Source organism: Achromobacter sp. GD03932, assembly GCF_029839485.1.
Taxonomy (GTDB): Bacteria; Pseudomonadota; Gammaproteobacteria; order Burkholderiales; family Burkholderiaceae_B; genus Achromobacter; species Achromobacter bronchisepticus_A.
This window is the reverse complement of sequence record NZ_JAOCAT010000022.1, coordinates 16873-33078: the sequence shown is the minus strand read 5'-3', so window position 1 is coordinate 33078 and position 16206 is coordinate 16873. Positions and strand designations below refer to the sequence as shown.

The 16206-nt window shown below is 64.5% G+C and carries 17 protein-coding genes and 1 riboswitch; of the genes, 8 read left to right on the top strand and 9 right to left on the bottom strand.

The features are described 5' to 3' along the window. The first annotated feature begins 112 nt into the window (after positions 1 to 112). A complete protein-coding gene (locus tag N5C88_RS20280) occupies positions 113 to 436 on the top strand; it encodes a hypothetical protein (RefSeq protein ID WP_059375158.1) in 324 nt (107 codons plus the stop codon). An 88-nt stretch (positions 437 to 524) separates the two neighbouring features. Here the strand turns inward: N5C88_RS20280 and N5C88_RS20275 are convergent, their stop codons facing one another. Then, positions 525 to 1910 (bottom strand): PLP-dependent aminotransferase family protein, encoded by a 1386-nt coding sequence (locus N5C88_RS20275; protein ID WP_280016097.1) that lies wholly within the window; start codon positions 1908 to 1910, stop codon positions 525 to 527. Between the two features lie 118 nt (positions 1911 to 2028). Between N5C88_RS20275 and N5C88_RS20270 the strand changes: the two genes are divergently transcribed. Further along, a complete protein-coding gene (locus N5C88_RS20270; RefSeq protein ID WP_280016096.1) occupies positions 2029 to 2889 on the top strand; it encodes a DMT family transporter in 861 nt (286 codons plus the stop codon). Positions 2890 to 2920: 31 nt separating this feature from the next. On the opposite strand, the gene N5C88_RS20265 is transcribed toward N5C88_RS20270, so the two are convergent. The 4 genes from N5C88_RS20265 to N5C88_RS20250 form a co-directional block, all read right to left on the bottom strand. After that, on the bottom strand, positions 2921 to 3364 hold the full coding sequence (locus N5C88_RS20265; protein WP_280016095.1) for a DUF695 domain-containing protein: 444 nt from the start codon (positions 3362 to 3364) through the stop codon (positions 2921 to 2923). Positions 3365 to 3444: 80 nt separating this feature from the next. After that, a complete protein-coding gene (locus N5C88_RS20260) occupies positions 3445 to 4386 on the bottom strand; it encodes a sensor domain-containing diguanylate cyclase (protein ID WP_059375169.1) in 942 nt (313 codons plus the stop codon). A gap of 132 nt (positions 4387 to 4518) precedes the next feature. After that, positions 4519 to 5391 carry an alpha/beta hydrolase gene (locus tag N5C88_RS20255; protein ID WP_280016094.1) on the bottom strand — a complete coding sequence of 291 codons (873 nt, stop codon included), beginning with the start codon at positions 5389 to 5391 and terminating at the stop codon, positions 4519 to 4521. A 191-nt stretch (positions 5392 to 5582) separates the two neighbouring features. Next, positions 5583 to 6164: an ABATE domain-containing protein gene (locus tag N5C88_RS20250; protein ID WP_251877547.1), complete on the bottom strand. Its 582-nt coding sequence runs from the start codon at positions 6162 to 6164 to the stop codon at positions 5583 to 5585. Between the two features lie 136 nt (positions 6165 to 6300). On the opposite strand from N5C88_RS20250, the gene rpiB reads away from it, so the two are divergent. The 4 genes from rpiB to N5C88_RS20230 all read left to right on the top strand — a co-directional run bounded on the left by rpiB (position 6301) and on the right by N5C88_RS20230 (position 9395). After that, positions 6301 to 6729 carry a ribose 5-phosphate isomerase B gene (rpiB, locus tag N5C88_RS20245; RefSeq protein ID WP_118931790.1) on the top strand — a complete coding sequence of 143 codons (429 nt, stop codon included), beginning with the start codon at positions 6301 to 6303 and terminating at the stop codon, positions 6727 to 6729. Between the two features lie 27 nt (positions 6730 to 6756). Further along, entirely contained in the window at positions 6757 to 7632 is an 876-nt protein-coding gene (locus N5C88_RS20240; protein WP_251877549.1) for a leucine-rich repeat domain-containing protein, read from the top strand. A 14-nt stretch (positions 7633 to 7646) separates the two neighbouring features. Next, entirely contained in the window at positions 7647 to 8114 is a 468-nt protein-coding gene (locus tag N5C88_RS20235) for a hypothetical protein (RefSeq protein ID WP_251877551.1), read from the top strand. A gap of 72 nt (positions 8115 to 8186) precedes the next feature. Then, complete coding sequence (locus tag N5C88_RS20230) at positions 8187 to 9395, top strand: hypothetical protein (protein WP_251877553.1); 1209 nt, start codon at positions 8187 to 8189, stop codon at positions 9393 to 9395. A gap of 65 nt (positions 9396 to 9460) precedes the next feature. Here N5C88_RS20230 and N5C88_RS20225 read toward each other — a convergent pair whose 3' ends face one another. Further along, positions 9461 to 10783, bottom strand: a complete 1323-nt coding sequence (locus tag N5C88_RS20225; RefSeq protein WP_118931784.1) for a D-serine ammonia-lyase — start codon at positions 10781 to 10783, stop codon at positions 9461 to 9463. A 91-nt stretch (positions 10784 to 10874) separates the two neighbouring features. Between N5C88_RS20225 and N5C88_RS20220 the strand changes: the two genes are divergently transcribed. After that, positions 10875 to 11825, top strand: coding sequence for a LysR substrate-binding domain-containing protein (locus tag N5C88_RS20220; protein WP_280016092.1), 951 nt, complete (start codon positions 10875 to 10877; stop codon positions 11823 to 11825). A gap of 41 nt (positions 11826 to 11866) precedes the next feature. Here N5C88_RS20220 and mntP read toward each other — a convergent pair whose 3' ends face one another. Beyond that, a complete protein-coding gene (gene mntP, locus N5C88_RS20215) occupies positions 11867 to 12439 on the bottom strand; it encodes a manganese efflux pump MntP (protein ID WP_059375198.1) in 573 nt (190 codons plus the stop codon). Between the two features lie 7 nt (positions 12440 to 12446). Beyond that, a riboswitch (yybP-ykoY riboswitch) is annotated at positions 12447 to 12636 on the bottom strand. Positions 12637 to 12758: 122 nt separating this feature from the next. On the opposite strand from mntP, the gene N5C88_RS20210 reads away from it, so the two are divergent. Beyond that, complete coding sequence (locus tag N5C88_RS20210; protein WP_251877559.1) at positions 12759 to 13208, top strand: DUF6389 family protein; 450 nt, start codon at positions 12759 to 12761, stop codon at positions 13206 to 13208. Between the two features lie 22 nt (positions 13209 to 13230). Here N5C88_RS20210 and N5C88_RS20205 read toward each other — a convergent pair whose 3' ends face one another. Beyond that, positions 13231 to 13674, bottom strand: coding sequence for a hypothetical protein (locus N5C88_RS20205; protein ID WP_059375201.1), 444 nt, complete (start codon positions 13672 to 13674; stop codon positions 13231 to 13233). A gap of 84 nt (positions 13675 to 13758) precedes the next feature. Then, positions 13759 to 16197 carry a TonB-dependent siderophore receptor gene (locus N5C88_RS20200; RefSeq protein WP_280016091.1) on the bottom strand — a complete coding sequence of 813 codons (2439 nt, stop codon included), beginning with the start codon at positions 16195 to 16197 and terminating at the stop codon, positions 13759 to 13761. Positions 16198 to 16206: the final 9 nt, after the last annotated feature.

The following is a 16206-nucleotide window of genomic DNA, read 5'->3' as shown; positions in this document are numbered from 1 at the left end:
GCGAACACGGCCCGATAACGGATTGCGATTAACTTTCGCCGCCGGCTGCCGTTAAAGAAGTGAAGACAGACATAGCCATCCCCTCCGTTTCCAGTCGCAAGGAGTTGCTGTCATGTCCAAGCTCCAATATCGCCTTTCCCTGCTTTTGCTGTGTGCGTCCAGCGTCCTGCCCGCAGCCCACGCCGCGGATGGAACCATCTATTTCCACGGGGCCATCGTCGAGGCGGCATCATGCACGCCGCAGATTCAACCCAAACGGGTCGCCGTGCGCGTGGAATGCGACGCTGAACGCGCCCGCGCCGCCGGCAAGCCGGCCTACCGCTACGGGGTAAACGCCAGCCGCGTGCAGGTCGACGTGCAACCCGTGTCCCTCAAGGCGCGACAGACCGGGCAGAAAGATGCCCAGGGCTACATCATCACCCTCGCCTACTTGTAGTCGCAAGTACGCACGATCCGGCGGCCCGCGCGCCGCTGGATTGCGTAGCCCCCCGTGGCGCGCGGCAAACCGGGATAGACAGGACGCATCAAGCGGCGTTCAAGGCCTTGGCCAGCACCGTGAATATCCGCTCGTCCGTGGACTGCGCAACGTTGAACCGCAGGAAATCCCCAGCTGCCAGCGACTGGCTGAACGCATTCCCCGGCGCCACCAACACCCCTTCCTTCAGGCACAGGCGGGCCACGGTAGCCGCGTCCTTGCCTTCGGGCAGGCGGCACCACAGAAACATGCCCGCCCGGGGCGTCAACCAGGGCTTGATGCCCAGCTTCTGCAGCTTGGCGGCGGTCTTGTCCATCTGCTGCGCCAGACGCAGCCGGGTCAACTCCATATGCCGACGGTAGCCGCTGCCCGTCAAGGTTCTGAAAATGACGTCGGCCGCCAGCCGGCTGCTGCCAAAAGTCGTGGCGACTTTCAGGTCGGTCAGGCTTTCCACCCAGTCGGACCGCACCGCGATGTAGCCGCAGCGCACCGACGCCGACACCGTCTTCGAGAAGCTGCCGATATGTATGACCCGCGACAGCCCATCGAACGCGGCCAGCCGCGGCGCGGGCGTGTTCTCGAAATCCGCGAAGATATCGTCTTCGACGATCACCAGCTCGGAATCGTCCGCCAGCTTCAACAGACGGTGCGCAACCAGGGGCGACAAGGTCGCCCCCGTCGGATTGTGTATGCCGGAGTTCGTGATGTAGAGCCGCGGGGAATGCTCGCGCAGCGCCGCTTCGAACGCTCCGAGGTCCGGCCCGTTCGGCGTGTACGGCACTCCCACCGCCTTGACGCGATGCGCCTTCAGCAGCGCATGGAAGTTGAAATAGCAGGGATCGTCCACCAGCACCGTGTCCCCAGGCTCCAGCAGGAAGCGCAGGATCAGGTCGATGGACTGCGTTCCCGAATCGGTCAGCATGATCTGCTCGGGCCCGGCCTCTATCCCCATGCCCGCCATGCGCCGCGCCAATAACTGCCTCAAAGGCGCATGGCCCAACGGCGTTCCATACTCGGTCAGTTCCGCGGTTTCGGCCCGCGCCATGCCGCGCATGGCGCGCCGCAACCCGTCTTCATACATCCAGCTGACCGGCAGCCATCCGCAACCCGGCCGCAAGCTGTCCGCGTCCGCCGCCAGCGACTGGCGCGAAACCCACAGCGGATCGACCTCCCGGTCCAGCTTTGGTCCCATCTCGGTCAGCGTCAGCGGTGCCACCTGCCCGGCCACATAAAAGCCGGAGCCGGGACGCGACACCAGCACGCCCTCGGCCGCCAGCCGCTCGTAGGCTTCCACCACCGTGGACACCGACACGTCCAGCGTCTTGGCCTGCACTCTTACCGAAGGCAGCCGGGCGCCAGGCAAGGCCGTGCGCGCCGCAATCCGCCCCTGGATCTCGCCCATAACCTGCTTGATTAGGGTGCCGCCACGCGCCATGGAAATCTCCGCCGTACTGGCTTTTTATACATAACAGTTCCTTGAAATTGTACTGGATTGTGCGTGGACTAAGGACAACTGCCGTGCTGTACTGAAGCCCGCTATCAAGGAGCTTCAGATGCAAAAGGCCACCAGCGGCTGGGTGAACGGTTTTATCGGTGTGGTGATCTTCGCGGGCTCCTTGCCCGCCACCCGGGTCGCCGTGGCGGACCTGGATCCCATTTTCCTGACCTGCGCGCGCGCCGCCATCGCGGGCCTCTTGGGCCTGGCCCTGTTGGTTCTGCTGCGCCAACGCCGGCCGTCCCTGTCCGACCTCCCCTCCCTGGCGCTGACCGCGCTGGGCGTGGTGGTCGGCTTCCCCCTGCTGACGGCGCTGGCCCTGCAGCACGTCACCTCGGCCCACTCCATCGTCTTCCTGGGACTGCTGCCTCTCAGCACCGCGATCTTCGCAGTGATACGCGGCGGCGAACGCCCACGACCGCCGTTCTGGATGTTCTCCATCGTCGGCGCCGCCTGCGTCGCGGGCTACGCCGCCTGGGGCGGCCTGCAAGCCTCGCCCACCGGCGACCTGCTCATGCTCGCCTCCATCATCGTCTGCGGCCTGGGCTACGCCGAAGGCGCCAAGCTCTCCCGCAAGCTGGGCGGCTGGCAGGTCATCAGCTGGGCGCTGGTACTGTCCCTGCCCCTCATGCTGCCCATCGCGCTACTGACCATGCCGGCCACGTTCGAACACGTTGGCGCGCCGGCGTGGATAGGTCTCGCCTACGTGTCGCTGTTCAGCATGCTCATCGGGTTCGTGTTCTGGTACCGCGGGCTGGCGCAGGGCGGGATTGCGGCGGTGGGGCAGTTGCAGCTGTTCCAGCCGTTCATGGGGCTGGGATTGGCTGCCGTGCTGCTGCATGAGCAGGTCAGCTGGACGATGCTGGTCGTGACGCTGGCGGCGGTGATTTGCGTGGCGGGCGCCAAGCGGTATGCGTAGCACGTGGCGCGCAAGCGCCACCCAAGCCCTATCAGTGAAGCTGGTCTGAACCCTGGGGCTGCAATTCCGCCAAGGCATTCCAATCGGGATCCTTGTACATGCGCAGTTGTATGGGATAGACCGGATGCCCCGCCAGGCATGCATTGAACGCATCCAGAAAGGCTTCGACGTCCCGCGTGTAGTAACGCCATTCTTTGTGGTGATTCCCGGTCAGGCAAGCCACCTGCACCCCGATATCGGAGTTCTCAAAGCCTTTTTCGATAGCCTCTTCAAAGCTATTGTGGCTCTGCTTGTCTTCGTCACTGGGCATGCCGGACTCGGTGCCCTGGTACGGCCAGGAGATGATGACCAGGTTTTCATTGATCTGACGGTCAGGCGCCGATGGCAGCCCGGTGCGAAAACGAACGATGACCGTCAAGCCCTCGATCTGCGCTTCACCCACTGCCCACAGATCGCCTGGAAAAATACTGCTCATTAAATCAATTCCTGTGTAGACGCCGAACCCGGGAGGTTCAGCGCTTGTTACTGAGAAAACCTTGCGCGCGCGACCCAGCGCTACAACTGCATATGCTCAATGCGGTCCCGCCCATTTTTCTTGGCCGCATATAGCTGCTGGTCGACGGCTTCGATGAAGCCAGCGCGGTCTATCTTCCCGTCTGGCACCACCGTTCCGGCGCCAATGCTGACGGTGACGCGCCTGCCATGCGGTGACAGCGCGTGCACGATAGCCTTTTTCTGGAGCAAGCGCTGGCAGCGCTCAGCGACTTTTCGCGCCACCTCGGCGTCGGCTTCCGGCAGCAGCACGACAAACTCTTCGCCCCCGTAGCGCGCAACCAGATCGCGAGGCCCATCCAGCGCCAGACTCAAGGTCTGGGCGATATCCACCAAACATTGGTCCCCCTGGGTGTGGCCATACAGATCGTTGTACTGCTTGAAGAAATCAACGTCGAACAACAGCATGGACAGCGGCTGACGTTCGCTGCGCGCGCGCTCCCACTCCAATTCGAAACCACTATCGAAGCGACGCCGGTTGGCAATGTTCGTCAAACCGTCCTTGAAGGACAGCGCCTCCAATTCCTTCTGCAAGGTCAGCAGCTTTTCCTCGGTCTTCTTGCGTTCGGTGATGTCGAACATGAAACCGATCAGCGCTTCGACCTCGCCCCTGTCGTTGCGCACCACGTGCACAACGTCGCGGATCCACACGTAGCCGTTTTCCTTGGTCAGCGCCCGGTAGTCCGCCTCGTGGTCGACGCCGGCCTGGGATTGGGTGACGCAAAAATTCACCACATAGTCCCGATCCTCCGGGTGCATGCGCATGGCCCAGTCCTCCACGCTCACCCAGCTGTCGGCCTTCCAGCCCAACAACGTTTCAATCTGCGGGCCGATATAGGCGAACTGCTTCGTGGCCCAATCGATCTTCCAGGGAATTGCCTTGGTCGACTCAAGCAAGGTCCTATACACCGCGTTGTCATCAAGAAGCGGGCTTTCGCTCGACATACCCTATCCATCCTCGATCCAAATGAACGGGTCACTGTAGCCTGAATCCATCAGCTGCGGCGGGGTGCTCGGTGAGCGCCAAAAGAAGCGAGCCATGAATCGGCCGCGTTCGGCGGCCGCTTCCGGGATCCCTCAAGGCGCCAACACCTCGATAATCCGGCTCCCGATGTACTCCGCATGGGTCTCGAGCGCAAAATGCCCGGTATCCAGCAGCTCGACCTGCGCGTCCGGATTGTCCCGCTTGAACGCCTCGGCGCCAGGCGGAATGAAGAACGGATCGTGGCGCCCCCAGATCGCCAGCGTCGGGATCTTCGCCGCGCGGAAAAAGGCCTGGAAATCCGGATACCGCTTCAGGTTGTTGGCGTAGTCCAGGAACAGATCGAGCTGGATTTCCTTGTTGCCCGGCCGCTCGAGCAAGGCGGCATCGAGCGTGTAGCTTTCCGGAGCCACGTCGTCCGGATTGGCGACGCCATGCACGTACTGCCACTTTGTACCCTCTAGGTTCAGCACGGCATCCGCGATGACCTGGCGGTTGGCGGCGGTTGGCTCCGCCCAATAAGCGCGGACCGGCGCCCAGGCATCGCCCAGGCCTTCGAGATAGGCATTGCCGTTCTGCGAAACCAGGCCGGTGACCCGCTCGGGGTGGGCTAGCGCCAGGCGCAGCCCGACCGGTGCACCATAGTCGAAAACATACATCGCATAGCGCTTGAGGCCCAGCGCATCGACGAATGCGCCGAGCGACGCGGCCAGGTCGTCAAACGTATAGCGGTAACCGCGCTCCTCGGGCACTTCCGTGAAGCCGAAGCCGGGCAGGTCCGGCGCGATCACTTGAAAGCGCGTGGCCAGAATCGGGATCAGGTTGCGGAATTGATGCGAGGAACTGGGAAAACCGTGCAGTAGCAGCAGCACGGGCGCATCGGGATTGCCCGCTGCGCGATAGAAAAAATTCAGGCCGTCGGCTTGCACGCGACGCGTTTGGATCGGGCTTTCAGGGGTACTGGACATGACGGTCTCCGTAGTCAGGAACTGGATCAGCAGCCGAATTCCGGCAGGCTGTGCGAGCCATTCTTGCTCCTTTCAAGTAACCCGTCAAACTAATATTTAACGGTTACTTAAATAGTTCAAAGCTATGACACGGAGAGGTTCGTTCAAAAAAAATCCGGCCAGGGCGGCCGGATGAATGGGCAAGCAAGCGCTCAGGAAGCCGCGTCCTGGGCTTCCCTTTGGCGAAAGGCCGCCACCTTGTGGCGGTTGCCGCAAAGCGACATGCTGCACCACCTGCGGCGATGAGATCGCGTGCGGTCGTAGAACCAGAGGGAACAGAGCGGGCTTTCGCATTTGCGCACCAGCTCGAAGTCCCCGTGCACGAGCAAGTCCGCAGCCGCCTCCGCGGCGGGAAGCAGCCATTGGTCAGGCGTGGCCGCTTCGTACCGACGGGCCAGGCTGGGCGCGCCCGCCACCACGGTAACCTCGAGATGGCTGCCGCCGGCGGCGAGCGCCCGGTTGAGCGCGCTGAGCTTGAGCGGCAATCCGGCCTTTCTCTGGGCAACCAACGCACGCACCGTCTCGCGCAATGTCCGCGCGGATTCGAGCAGGCCCTTGGGCGTCTTGCGCTGGGCGGGCGCAAAGCCCAAGGCGTCCAGCCAGGACCGCACATCGTCGTCCGATTGCAGGCGGTCGCGAGGGCCGTCGTCGGACTGCTCGACGGTGTTGATCAGGTCTAACGCCGCATGATCGCCCAGCAGGCGGAATTCGGGCGTGGGGGTAGTGGCGGTCATAACGTTCTCCGTCTTGAATGTAACCACTTAGTTTGCGACTATCAAGTTACGGAAGAATCGTGCGGCGCGCGGCGTCACGCTTTCGCGGACTACAATCGCGCTCGGCAATCCCGAGTCCCCACATGAGAGAGAAAGCATGCAAATCGCCATTGCCTCCGACCACGCCGGCTACGAGCTCAAGGAAAAGCTGAAGAAGGCCTTCGAAAACGTGGATTGGCTGGACCTCGGAACCCACAGCGAAGACTCGGTCGACTACCCCGCTTTTGGCTTTGCCATGGGGCGGGCAATCACGGACGGAAAGGTCCGGAAGGGCGTCGTGATTTGCGGCTCGGGCATAGGCATTTCGATTGCCGTCAATCGTTTCCCCGCCGCAAGAGCCGCCTTGTGCACGAATGCCACCATGGCGCGCCTGAGCCGTCAGCACAATGATGCGAACGTGTTGGCGCTTGGAAGCAGAATCATAGGAATCGAGGTGGCGCGCGAATGCGTCAGCGCTTTCCTTGACACGCCCTTCGATGGCTCGCGTCATCAGCGCCGCATCGACATGCTGAGCGAGGCGGGCTGAGCTCCCGACGGCCTGCCGGAACGCCACATGTCCATCATCCCGTTTTCGATCCCGCGGCCAGCCCGCGACCAGACCTGGCGCTTCATGCACAGCCGCCAGCGCTCGCAATTCGCAGGCGCGGATGAACGCATCGTGCTCTACGATGCCCCGCCGCAAGAGGCCGTCCTGGCCTCGATCGAAGACGTGCATCTATGGGCGCCTCAGGGCGACCCGCTGCACGAGCTGCCCGAACTCCTCGCCCGGCTGCCGGCGCTGGCGCACCTGTCCATCGGCCCCGGCGCGGTCGCGGGCAGCGTTCTGACCGGATTGCGCGCAGACATGCTCCCAGCCAGCCTGCGCCATCTTTCCATCCATCCCGAACCCGGCACGTACGCCTGGAAAGCCGGCCCGCTGCCCAGGCTGGAGGCGCTGACAGTAGACGCAACGTTGCGGTTCGAGCCGGAAGACTTTCCGGCATTGATTTCCTTGTCCATGGTTCCGGACCGGCGCGGCATGCTGCTGGACCGCGCCTTGAGCCTGCCGCTCAAGGAGCTGAACCTTTGGAACGTGCCGTTCGATTCGTCGATATTCGATCGCATCGCGGGACTGCCGCTGTTGGCGCTGGGCTTGCTGGCGGGCCGTGGCTTGAAGACGCTGTCCGGCATCGAGCAACTGACAGGATTGCGCTCCTTGCGCCTGAAGAACCTGGGTGCGCTGGAGAAGATAGGTCCGATCAGCGCCCTTGAAAGCCTGGAACGGCTGGACATTCAGTACTGCAAGCGGATTGCGGACATCGGCGTGCTGGATACGCTGACCCGATTGCAGGAGCTGACGCTGGTCGGCTGCGGCGATGTGGGATTGGGCGAGTTGGCGCAAACCTTGAACGCGCGCTTGCGGCGCGCGAACATCGCGGCAACGCGATAACCAAGACAAGCCTGATGAGCAACTTGCACGAACGTTTCCTGAGCTTGCTTGCCGCGCGCGGCTGGACGGTACACCGCGCGACGCCCGTGGCTACACCGGCTGACTCCTCGGAACACGCGGCGTTCCTGTCCTTGTACACGCAGCTGAGCAGCGCGGACGACACGCGCTGGTTCCTGAGCGCGGCCGACTATGCCGGAACCGCCGACAGCGCCTTTGGGCGGGACGCCTTTCGCGACATCAGCCTCGAAGCCGCCATCAGCGACGCCGACCGGCACGCCGTCGAGGCATTCTGGGCGCGCCATGTGCCGATCTTCATGAGCGTGGACGGCGATTATGAATTTCTCGCGATCGACCTGATCTCGGGGCGGGTCGTGCACGGCGTCGAGCCGGAGTTCGAGGCAGTCAGCGAGGTGGCCAGCAGTCTTGGCGACCTGTTCGAGCAGATGCTTGCGGATGACGAGGCGGCTGCGCTATTGGGCTGATGGTTCCGGTATAGTCAGCCGACGCTATCCCTTTGGATCCCAGGCTCCTCGATGTTTCGCTCACCGTCCCGTATGCACCGCAACGTCCGCAGCGCGATTGCGCTGGCAGTCCTGTCTCTTTTAGCCGCCCAGGCCCACGCCGCGCCCCGCACCGTCTACACCGGAACACTGCAAGGCGCCGGCGACATCGTGCTGGAGCTGGACACCGAAGCAGCGGCCGACGGCACCTTGACCGGCCGCTACTTCTACGCCAGGCACGGCGTGGACATCCCGCTGCGCGGCACGGCCAAGGAGCTCTTCGAACCGAAGCCCCGCCAGGAAGGCAAGCCGGCGGATCAGGCCGCAAGCTGGCAAGGCACGCGCGATGCCACCGGCTACCGCGGCCTCTGGACTGACGCCGGCAGCGGCAAGCAGCTACGCTTCGACCTGAAGCAGGTTGCGCAATACGACACGGAGCAGCTGGAAAAGGACCGCAAGCAGGCCCGCGCCAGCCAGGTCAATCTTGGCGACGTCGACGTCCAGGCAGGCATCACCGCCGCCCGCGCGCCCTACGAGACGCTGAAGCTGGCCGGACACGCCCAGCCGGTCGGCAAGGAGATCGGTGACGGCGCGGTGGCCTATCGCATGTGGCGCGATCCGCGCACCAAGTTCACCTACCCGCGGCTCAGCCGCCATCCCGATGCGCAGGTCCTGCAGCGCACGAACTATCTGCTCGAACAACGCCATTGGCAGAAGAGCCTGGGCGCGCTGGCTTGCATGGCCTCGGCCTACACCAGCGGCAATCCGGGCGCCGGCACGCTGGGCGGATTCGATGAAGAGGCCGTGCACGTCACCTGGCTGTCGCGCGCGCTGATGACGGTGACCGAATCGGGCAGCCTGGACTGCGGCGGCGCGCATCCCTACAACCATTTCGAACCCTACACCTACGATCTGCTGCGCGGCGAATACCTGGACTGGAATCGCGTGTTCGACGCGTATGTGCCGGGCAAGCGCAGCTTCGGCGGGGAAAAGAGTCCCGCCCTGCTCGCGCTGATGCAACAGGCGGTCAAGTCGGGCACCGCCGCCCAACAGTCCGGGGATCGGCCCAATCTGGAAGACTGCGCGGACCTCTGGCCCGACTATCTGGCGCTGGGCGTGCAAGCGCCCGGCGCGCTGAGCCTGTCCGTGTCCGGAGTCGGGCACGCGTCGGGCGCTTGCCTGGGCACCCATGCCAGCGTGCCGTTCAAGGCCTTGACGCCTTATCTGAAGCCGGACGGGCGGGCGTATCTGGTCAACAACTGACGGAGCGCACGGGCTTGCCGTGCGCGAAAAGCCATGCGGTCGAAAGCGGCCGGCGCCGCCTGGAATCACGGGTCAAGGGCCGCACCGGCGCGGCTGAGTCCCCTGGCGTGTTCCTGGAAGCCGCGCAACGCCTCCGCGGGCACCAGCGACCCGCCCGTGGCCCAGATGACGTGCGTGGCTTCGGACATATCCATGCCCTGGACATACGCGCGGCCGGCGGCTGAATCCAACCAGCCCGGACCGGAAACCGCGGCGGCGGCCGATGGTTCGACCTCGACGCCCAGGGTGTCTTTCAGCGCAATCAGGTTCAGGTAGAGCTCGTCATCGGACACGGTGAAGACGCCGCCCAGCTGGGGCTTCATCAGCGCGGCCACCAGCTCGGATGCCTGGCCGACGGCCAGGCCGTCTGCCTCGGTCCGGTTGTCCAGGCCGATGTCGTACACCGACACGGGAGTGTCCGCTCCCGACGCCAACTGCACCAGAAAGCACGGTGAGGCGACGGGCTCGGCGAAGAAGCAATGCACGTGAGTCCCGAACAAAGCCTTCAGGCCATGACTGATGCCACCCGGTGCGCCGCCGACGCCGCAGGGGATATACACGAACAGCGGGTGCGCTGCATCGACCACGCGCCCCGCTTCCACCAATTGCCGCGCCAGTCCGCGCGCCGCCGCGGCATAGCCGAAGAACAGCAGCTCGGATTGCTCGTCGTCGACGAAATGGCTGCGGGGCGCGGCCAGCGCCTGCGCCCGCCCGGCTGCGACGGCCTCGGCGTAGTCGCCGTCGTGTTCCACCACGCGCACGCCGCGTTGGCGCAGCCGGTCCTTCTTCCATTCCTTGGCATCGGCGGACATATGCACCACGGCATCGAATCCCAGCGCGGCGGCCATGACGCCGATGCTCATGCCCAGGTTGCCGGTGCTGCCCACGGTCACGGCATACCGGCTGAACACGGCGCGAGCCCGCGGCGTGGCCAGGATGCGCCTGTCCGTTGACGCATCCTGCAGCAGCCCGTGCTCCTGCGCGATCGTCTCGGCAATGGCCAGCACTTCATGAAATCCGCCGCGCGCCTTGATGGAGCCTGCGACGGGCAGCTCGTCATCGCGCTTGAGGTACCAGCTGCCCGAGGCGCAGCCGCCGCCCAGCGCCTGTTGCAACGGCCCGGCAGCCATCAGCCGGGACTCGATATGCCCATTCGCGGCCGCGAGCTCGGGAAAGAGCGTGGCCAGCAGCGGCGCGCAACGCGCCAGACGGCTTTCCGCCTCGTCGATCAGGGTCAGGGACGGGGCGGATCCTGGCATGGGTCCGCCCCTTTCGGGGTTGAGCCATAGCAAAGGCGTTCTTGATTGAAGATTTTCTAATAGCTGAGGATCGAAATTGGCGGTCATCATGAACTTGCAGGTTGATGGTTCAGCGCGAATCGTAGATGCCGCCAGCATGCAAGAATAGCGATCATTTCTACTGCAGCCATTAGCGTGACTTATGCCAGCCCATTTCGACTCGACACTGCTGGGCGCCCTGCGCTGTTTTGACATGGCCGGCCGTCATCTCAGCTTTACCAGGGCTGCGGCAGCCATGAACCTCACGCAAAGCGCGGTAAGCCAGCAGATCCGGCAGTTGGAAGACCGCCTGGGCTACCTGCTGTTTTTTCGTCAACAACGCGGCCTGACGTTCACGTCCAAGGGCGAGTCGCTGTACTCGACGGTCAGCCGCGCGCTGGGCGACATCCAACAAGAGATCGAGCGGCTGGGCTTGCCGGCGTCAACGCTGCAGGTCAATTGCCTGCCCTCGTTCGCGCTGCAATGGCTGATGCCGCGCCTGACGGAATTCCATCGCTTGCAGCCGGACATATCGGTGCGGCTGAAGGCGGAGTTCCAGCCGCTGGACCGCAAGCTGATGGAGGAGGAAGACATAGACATCGCCATCCGCTACGACCCGGCGCATTACAGCGATTTGCAGGCGGACGCCTTGCTGGACGAGTATCTGCTGGTGGTCGCAACGCCCGAATACCTTGCGGCCCACCCCAAGTTTCGCGCCGGCAAATCGCTCGATGGCGTCGAGTTCCTGCACGACGCCTCGCCTTGGGCTGGCGCCGCGGAGTTCATCGAATGGCGCACCTGGATGCAAGCGCACCAGCCGGGCTGGGTGCGCCATCTGGACGGGCCGCAGTTCAACCTGGCCAGCCTTGCCATTGGCGCCGCGCTGAATCACCAGGGCGTGGCGATCGGGCGCAGCGCGATGGTCTATGACGAGATCCGCAGCGGGCGGCTGGTCGACGTGTTCGGCAAGCACACGCCCGCGCCGGCGCGCTACGTATTGCTGTCACGCCGGCCTGATGAGCGGCGCACCCGGATCTTTTCCGAGTGGTTGAAATCCGAATGCCGCAGCTTCGACAGCGCGCGGTCCGCCTTGATCGGGGACTCGCGCGGGTAAGGACACGCCGTGAAACCGGCGAGCGACGCCGCCGCGCGACATCAAACCGCCGCGGCGCTCAAATGTTCATAAAGTATCGCCGCGCCTATCCCGATCAGCGCGATACCGCCCAGGATCTCGGCCCGCTTCCCGGCGACGCTGCCCAACACCCGCCCCAGCATCACGCCTATCGTCACCATCAAGGTAGTCGCCAGGCCAATGGCAATGGCCGCCACCACGATGTTCACGTCCACGAACGCCAACCCCACGCCGACCGCCATGGCGTCGATGCTGGTGGCCAGGCCCGTTGCCGCCAGCAGCCAGAAGGAATGGCGGGTGACGGGCGCGGCGTCCTCCTCCTCTTCCTTGAGGCCGTTGCGTATCATCAGCAAACCCAGAATACAGAGCATCGCGAACGCGATCCAATGATCCCAGGCAACCACGTACTTGGCCGCGACCGAGCCCAGTCCCCAACCTATCACCGGCGTGATGGCTTCGATCACGCCGAAGATCAGCCCTGTGCGCAGGGCTTCCGGGAATCGGGGTTTGTATAGCGCGGCGCCTTTGCTGATGGCCGCGGCGAACGCGTCCGTGGACATGGCGAACGCGAGAACGATGATGGCGATGGGATTCATTGGAGTCGTGATCCTGCTGGGCGGAAACGGCACGGATCTCCCGCGCCGCCCGGCGTCGCGCGAAAAATCCGTGGTCTCGCCAAGCATGGATGCCGCTTGCGCCATGGCCGAGGAAGCCAAGAATGTTGACGCAAGCCCCTGCGGACCGGACCTTGGCTGGCCGGGCTGCAAGGAGGCTACTCCCCAAAGAGTAAGGGCAGTCTAGCAGAGCCTGCCGATCCGTGTGTTACACCACTAGTCCTTGTGGATTCCCAGCTCCACGCGAACGCCTGTCTGGCGATGCTGCCATCGCCCCGGCGGGAATGATCAGGACACGCACATGACCCAATCCGAATACATCGCCGAACTGCTGCGCATCCTGCGCGCCCACGACGCCGCGGCGCGCGCCACTCTGACGGCGCTGATCGCCGCCCTGCCGCCCAAGGCGCGCGAGATCCATTTCGTGGTGTTCCCCGATCAGGACGGCGAAGGTACGTTTTCGGTGGTGGCCAGCCTGGAAGGCCCGGACCTGTTCGTGCTCAACAAGGCCATCGAAGGCCACCGCTACCTGTTCGACGTGCGCCACACGGAAGACGGCATCGAACCCGAAGTGCCGCTGTTCGCGTCGGACGAAGCCGGTTTCAACGTACAGGACGTCATCGTCGATACCGCGATGCAATGGGTGGCGGAACTGTGGGAAACCAGCGGCCACGGCCATTCGCCGCTGCCGGGGCTGGTGTACGGGGAGGAAGGCTACGGAACGCTGGAACCGCTCGCACTACCGGCGTAGCGCCGCGGCATGGGCCGCGCACTCACCAGGCCACGTGGAACATCGCCTTCGCCAGCACCACGATCAGCACCATGTGGCAGAACACGCTGATGTGCATGCGCCTGCTCAATGCGCCGGTCAGGCGCTTGCGGCGCGCGAGCGTCAAGGCGGTCGCGACATGGAGCAGCACGCTCAAGGCCAGCGCGATCTTCAGCGACAGCAGCACGCCGAAGGACGAAGCGAATGGATCGGCGAGCGCGCCGCGGTATTGCCAGGCCAAGCCCAGGCCGGCCAGGTAGAGCACCACGACCGACCACGGCAGCACGGCCCGCACGCGCGGCGCCAGCTGGCTGCCCAGCGCGCGGCGCACGTCGGGCGGCAGGCGCTTGTGCACCGGTTCCAGGAACAGCACCTCGAAGGTGACGGTGCCGACGAACAGGAAGGCGGCAAGCAGATGCAGGATGAGCAGCAAGGGGTAGGTGTTCATGGCTGCGAATGGGAATGGCCATCAGTCGGGATTGTCTCATCCGCGCCATGCGCTGCAACATGACAAACATCAAACGCCCCCCGCTCAGAACTTGTAGCTCACCTTCATCCAGACGTTCCTGGGCGTGCCGTAGTTGTAGCCGTTGTAGCCCCCCAGGCCGCTGTAGTAATACTTGTCGGTCAGGTTTTCCACATTGACGGACGCGGACACTTGCCTGTTGAAGTCATAGCGCGCCATCAGGCCAAACAGCGTGACGCCGCCCTGGCTGGCGCGTCCTAGTCCGCCGGCTTCGTCGTAGTAGATGCTGCTCTGGTAGCTGACGTTGCCGCCGATCGTGAGCTTGTTCCACTCGCCCGGCAGCCTGTAGCTGGCAGCCAGGCGGAACAGCCGCTGGGGCGTGCTCGGCAGCAGCAATGCGCCCTCGGCGTCGCGCTTGGCAAAGTAGGTATAGCCGCCCATCAGCTGCAGGCCAGGCGCCACTTCGCCGGACGCGGTCAACTCGAACCCCTTGCTGCGCGCGCCTTTGACGGCGCGGTAGGGAGTGCTCCCGTCCGGCAGCGGCGGGCTGGACGGATCCTCCACCGCAACGTTTTCCTCCTGGGTGCGGAATATCGCGAAGCTTGTGTTCAGCCTGCCGTCCAGATGTTCGCCCTTCAAACCGATTTCATAGTTTTGACCGGTTTGCGGCGGCAACACCACGTTGCTGGCGTCACGCGAGGTGGTGGGTATGAATATCCGGGTGTAGCTGGCGTAAGCCGAATAATCCTTGCTCAGGTCCACGACCACGCCGGCATAGGGCGTGAAGACGCCATTTTCCTTTGCGGTGGGGTTGTGGGTCCAGGTGTTGGCGGGGCCGTTATAGGCCGAAGAGTTTTCTTCGTACCAGGTGGTCCGGGCGCCCAGGATCAGCGACACCGGCTCGGCCACCTTCAGGCGCGCGGAACCGTAGATGGCGGTCTCCTTCGCATCCAGGAAGGTGTCGTAGAAGGTGTAGGGCATGGCGGGCCGCGGCACGTCGCGCAGATCGTAGAGATTCACGCGCCGGCGGTCCCAGCCAGCGGGGTTCGCCGAGTTCAGGTTGAGTTCGCTGGTGTAGCGGTTGTAGCTCAGTCCCAGGACGGCCCGGTGCTCCCTGCCGAATGCCTGGAACGGCCCTTCGGCGTAGATATCGAAGGACTTGTTGGTGGAGCTTGCCGGGTTGTCGCGCAATTCGATGGTGGAAGCGCCGGACGGATCGACGGGCTGATACGCGAGGACGTAGCCCCAGGCGGCCTTTCTTTCGTTTTTCAAGCGGCTGGCGTCCATCTTGACGTGCCAGCCGCTGCCGAAGCGATGGTCCAAGGTCGCGAATATCCGGTCCGTATACATGTCCCATTGGCTCCATGGCGTCACGGGATTGAAGGACCGGGGAAAGTTCGTGCGCGTGCCGTCGCTGTAGAACAGCGGCGCCTGGCCGAAGTTCGCGCCGTCGATGGCGGTCTTCTGGTGCTCGTAGCCGAGGCTGACGGTGGTGCTGGGCAGGATGTCGGCCTCGAGGATGCCGTAGAAGACATCGTCGGACCGCTTCTTGTAGTCAATGAAGCTGTCGCCCGCGGTGCGGGCGGCAACCACCCGGCCGCGCAGCGTGCCGGCGCTGTTCAGCGGGCCGCCCAGGTCGGCTTCGGCGTTGTAGCTGTTCCAGCGGCCGACGCCACCGGTGACGTGTCCGGCGAACTCCGACGTGGGACGCTTGCGCACCAGATTCACCGAACCGCCCGGCTCGCCCACGCCGTTGAGCAGGCCGGCGGCGCCGCGCACGACTTCCACCCGGTCGTAGATGGCGGTGTTGATCATGCCCGCCTCGGCCGACGGCGTCTTGAACGACAGCGTGGGCACGCCGTCGAGCATGGTGTTCAGCGCAAAACCGCGCGAGGTGAATTGCACGCGCTCATCCAGCCGCTCGACGGCGATGCCGGGCGTCTGGCGCATCACCTCGTCCAGCGTGTTCAGATTCTGGTCGTCCATCTGCTGTCGCGTAACGACGCTGATGGATTGCGGGGTTTCACGCAGCGACAGCGGCATGCGGGTGGCGGCGCTTGTTGCCGGCACGGTATAGGAGCCCGTCCCTTCGGAGGGGCCTTCGTCGCCAGCGCCGGTGACGGTCACTGCGGGCAAGGCGGTGACTTCGCCCTGCGGCAATCTGCGCAGCGTGTAGCCGCCATCGGCGCGCCGCGCCGGTTCCAGGCCGCTACCGGCCAGCAACTGGCGCAACCCTTCCTCAAAGCCGAAACTGCCGCGTACCCCAGGCGATTGGAGATCGCGCGTCAGGGCGGGATCGAACGACAGCAGAACGCCGGCCTGGGCAGCGTAGGCCGAAAGCGCCGCGCTGAGCGGCCCGGGCTCGACGGCCACGCTCACCTGCCCCGCCTGGGTCTGCGCCTGGGCGGGCGCTATCAACCCGGCCAGCGGTAGCGCGAATGCGCCTGCCGCGAGCAAGACTGGGAAGGAGACGCTTGCGCGCAACGGGGAAAGCTGACGGGGCATGACATGCAC

What these genes read in the sequence shown, in the direction of transcription:
- N5C88_RS20270 (WP_280016096.1), top strand. Translation starts at nt 2,029, where the DNA reads ATGCAAAAGGCCACCAGCGGCTGGGTGAACGGTTTTATCGGTGTGGTG.
- N5C88_RS20240 (WP_251877549.1), top strand. Translation starts at nt 6,757, where the DNA reads ATGTCCATCATCCCGTTTTCGATCCCGCGGCCAGCCCGCGACCAGACC.
- mntP (WP_059375198.1), bottom strand. Translation starts at nt 12,439, where the DNA reads ATGAATCCCATCGCCATCATCGTTCTCGCGTTCGCCATGTCCACGGAC.
- N5C88_RS20210 (WP_251877559.1), top strand. Translation starts at nt 12,759, where the DNA reads ATGACCCAATCCGAATACATCGCCGAACTGCTGCGCATCCTGCGCGCC.
- N5C88_RS20220 (WP_280016092.1), top strand. Translation starts at nt 10,875, where the DNA reads ATGCCAGCCCATTTCGACTCGACACTGCTGGGCGCCCTGCGCTGTTTT.
- N5C88_RS20205 (WP_059375201.1), bottom strand. Translation starts at nt 13,674, where the DNA reads ATGAACACCTACCCCTTGCTGCTCATCCTGCATCTGCTTGCCGCCTTC.
- N5C88_RS20280 (WP_059375158.1), top strand. Translation starts at nt 113, where the DNA reads ATGTCCAAGCTCCAATATCGCCTTTCCCTGCTTTTGCTGTGTGCGTCC.
- N5C88_RS20200 (WP_280016091.1), bottom strand. Translation starts at nt 16,197, where the DNA reads ATGCCCCGTCAGCTTTCCCCGTTGCGCGCAAGCGTCTCCTTCCCAGTC.
- rpiB (WP_118931790.1), top strand. Translation starts at nt 6,301, where the DNA reads ATGCAAATCGCCATTGCCTCCGACCACGCCGGCTACGAGCTCAAGGAA.
- N5C88_RS20265 (WP_280016095.1), bottom strand. Translation starts at nt 3,364, where the DNA reads ATGAGCAGTATTTTTCCAGGCGATCTGTGGGCAGTGGGTGAAGCGCAG.
- N5C88_RS20225 (WP_118931784.1), bottom strand. Translation starts at nt 10,783, where the DNA reads ATGATGACCGCCAATTTCGATCCTCAGCTATTAGAAAATCTTCAATCA.
- N5C88_RS20230 (WP_251877553.1), top strand. Translation starts at nt 8,187, where the DNA reads ATGCACCGCAACGTCCGCAGCGCGATTGCGCTGGCAGTCCTGTCTCTT.
- N5C88_RS20250 (WP_251877547.1), bottom strand. Translation starts at nt 6,164, where the DNA reads ATGACCGCCACTACCCCCACGCCCGAATTCCGCCTGCTGGGCGATCAT.
- N5C88_RS20235 (WP_251877551.1), top strand. Translation starts at nt 7,647, where the DNA reads ATGAGCAACTTGCACGAACGTTTCCTGAGCTTGCTTGCCGCGCGCGGC.
- N5C88_RS20275 (WP_280016097.1), bottom strand. Translation starts at nt 1,910, where the DNA reads ATGGCGCGTGGCGGCACCCTAATCAAGCAGGTTATGGGCGAGATCCAG.
- N5C88_RS20255 (WP_280016094.1), bottom strand. Translation starts at nt 5,391, where the DNA reads ATGTCCAGTACCCCTGAAAGCCCGATCCAAACGCGTCGCGTGCAAGCC.
- N5C88_RS20260 (WP_059375169.1), bottom strand. Translation starts at nt 4,386, where the DNA reads ATGTCGAGCGAAAGCCCGCTTCTTGATGACAACGCGGTGTATAGGACC.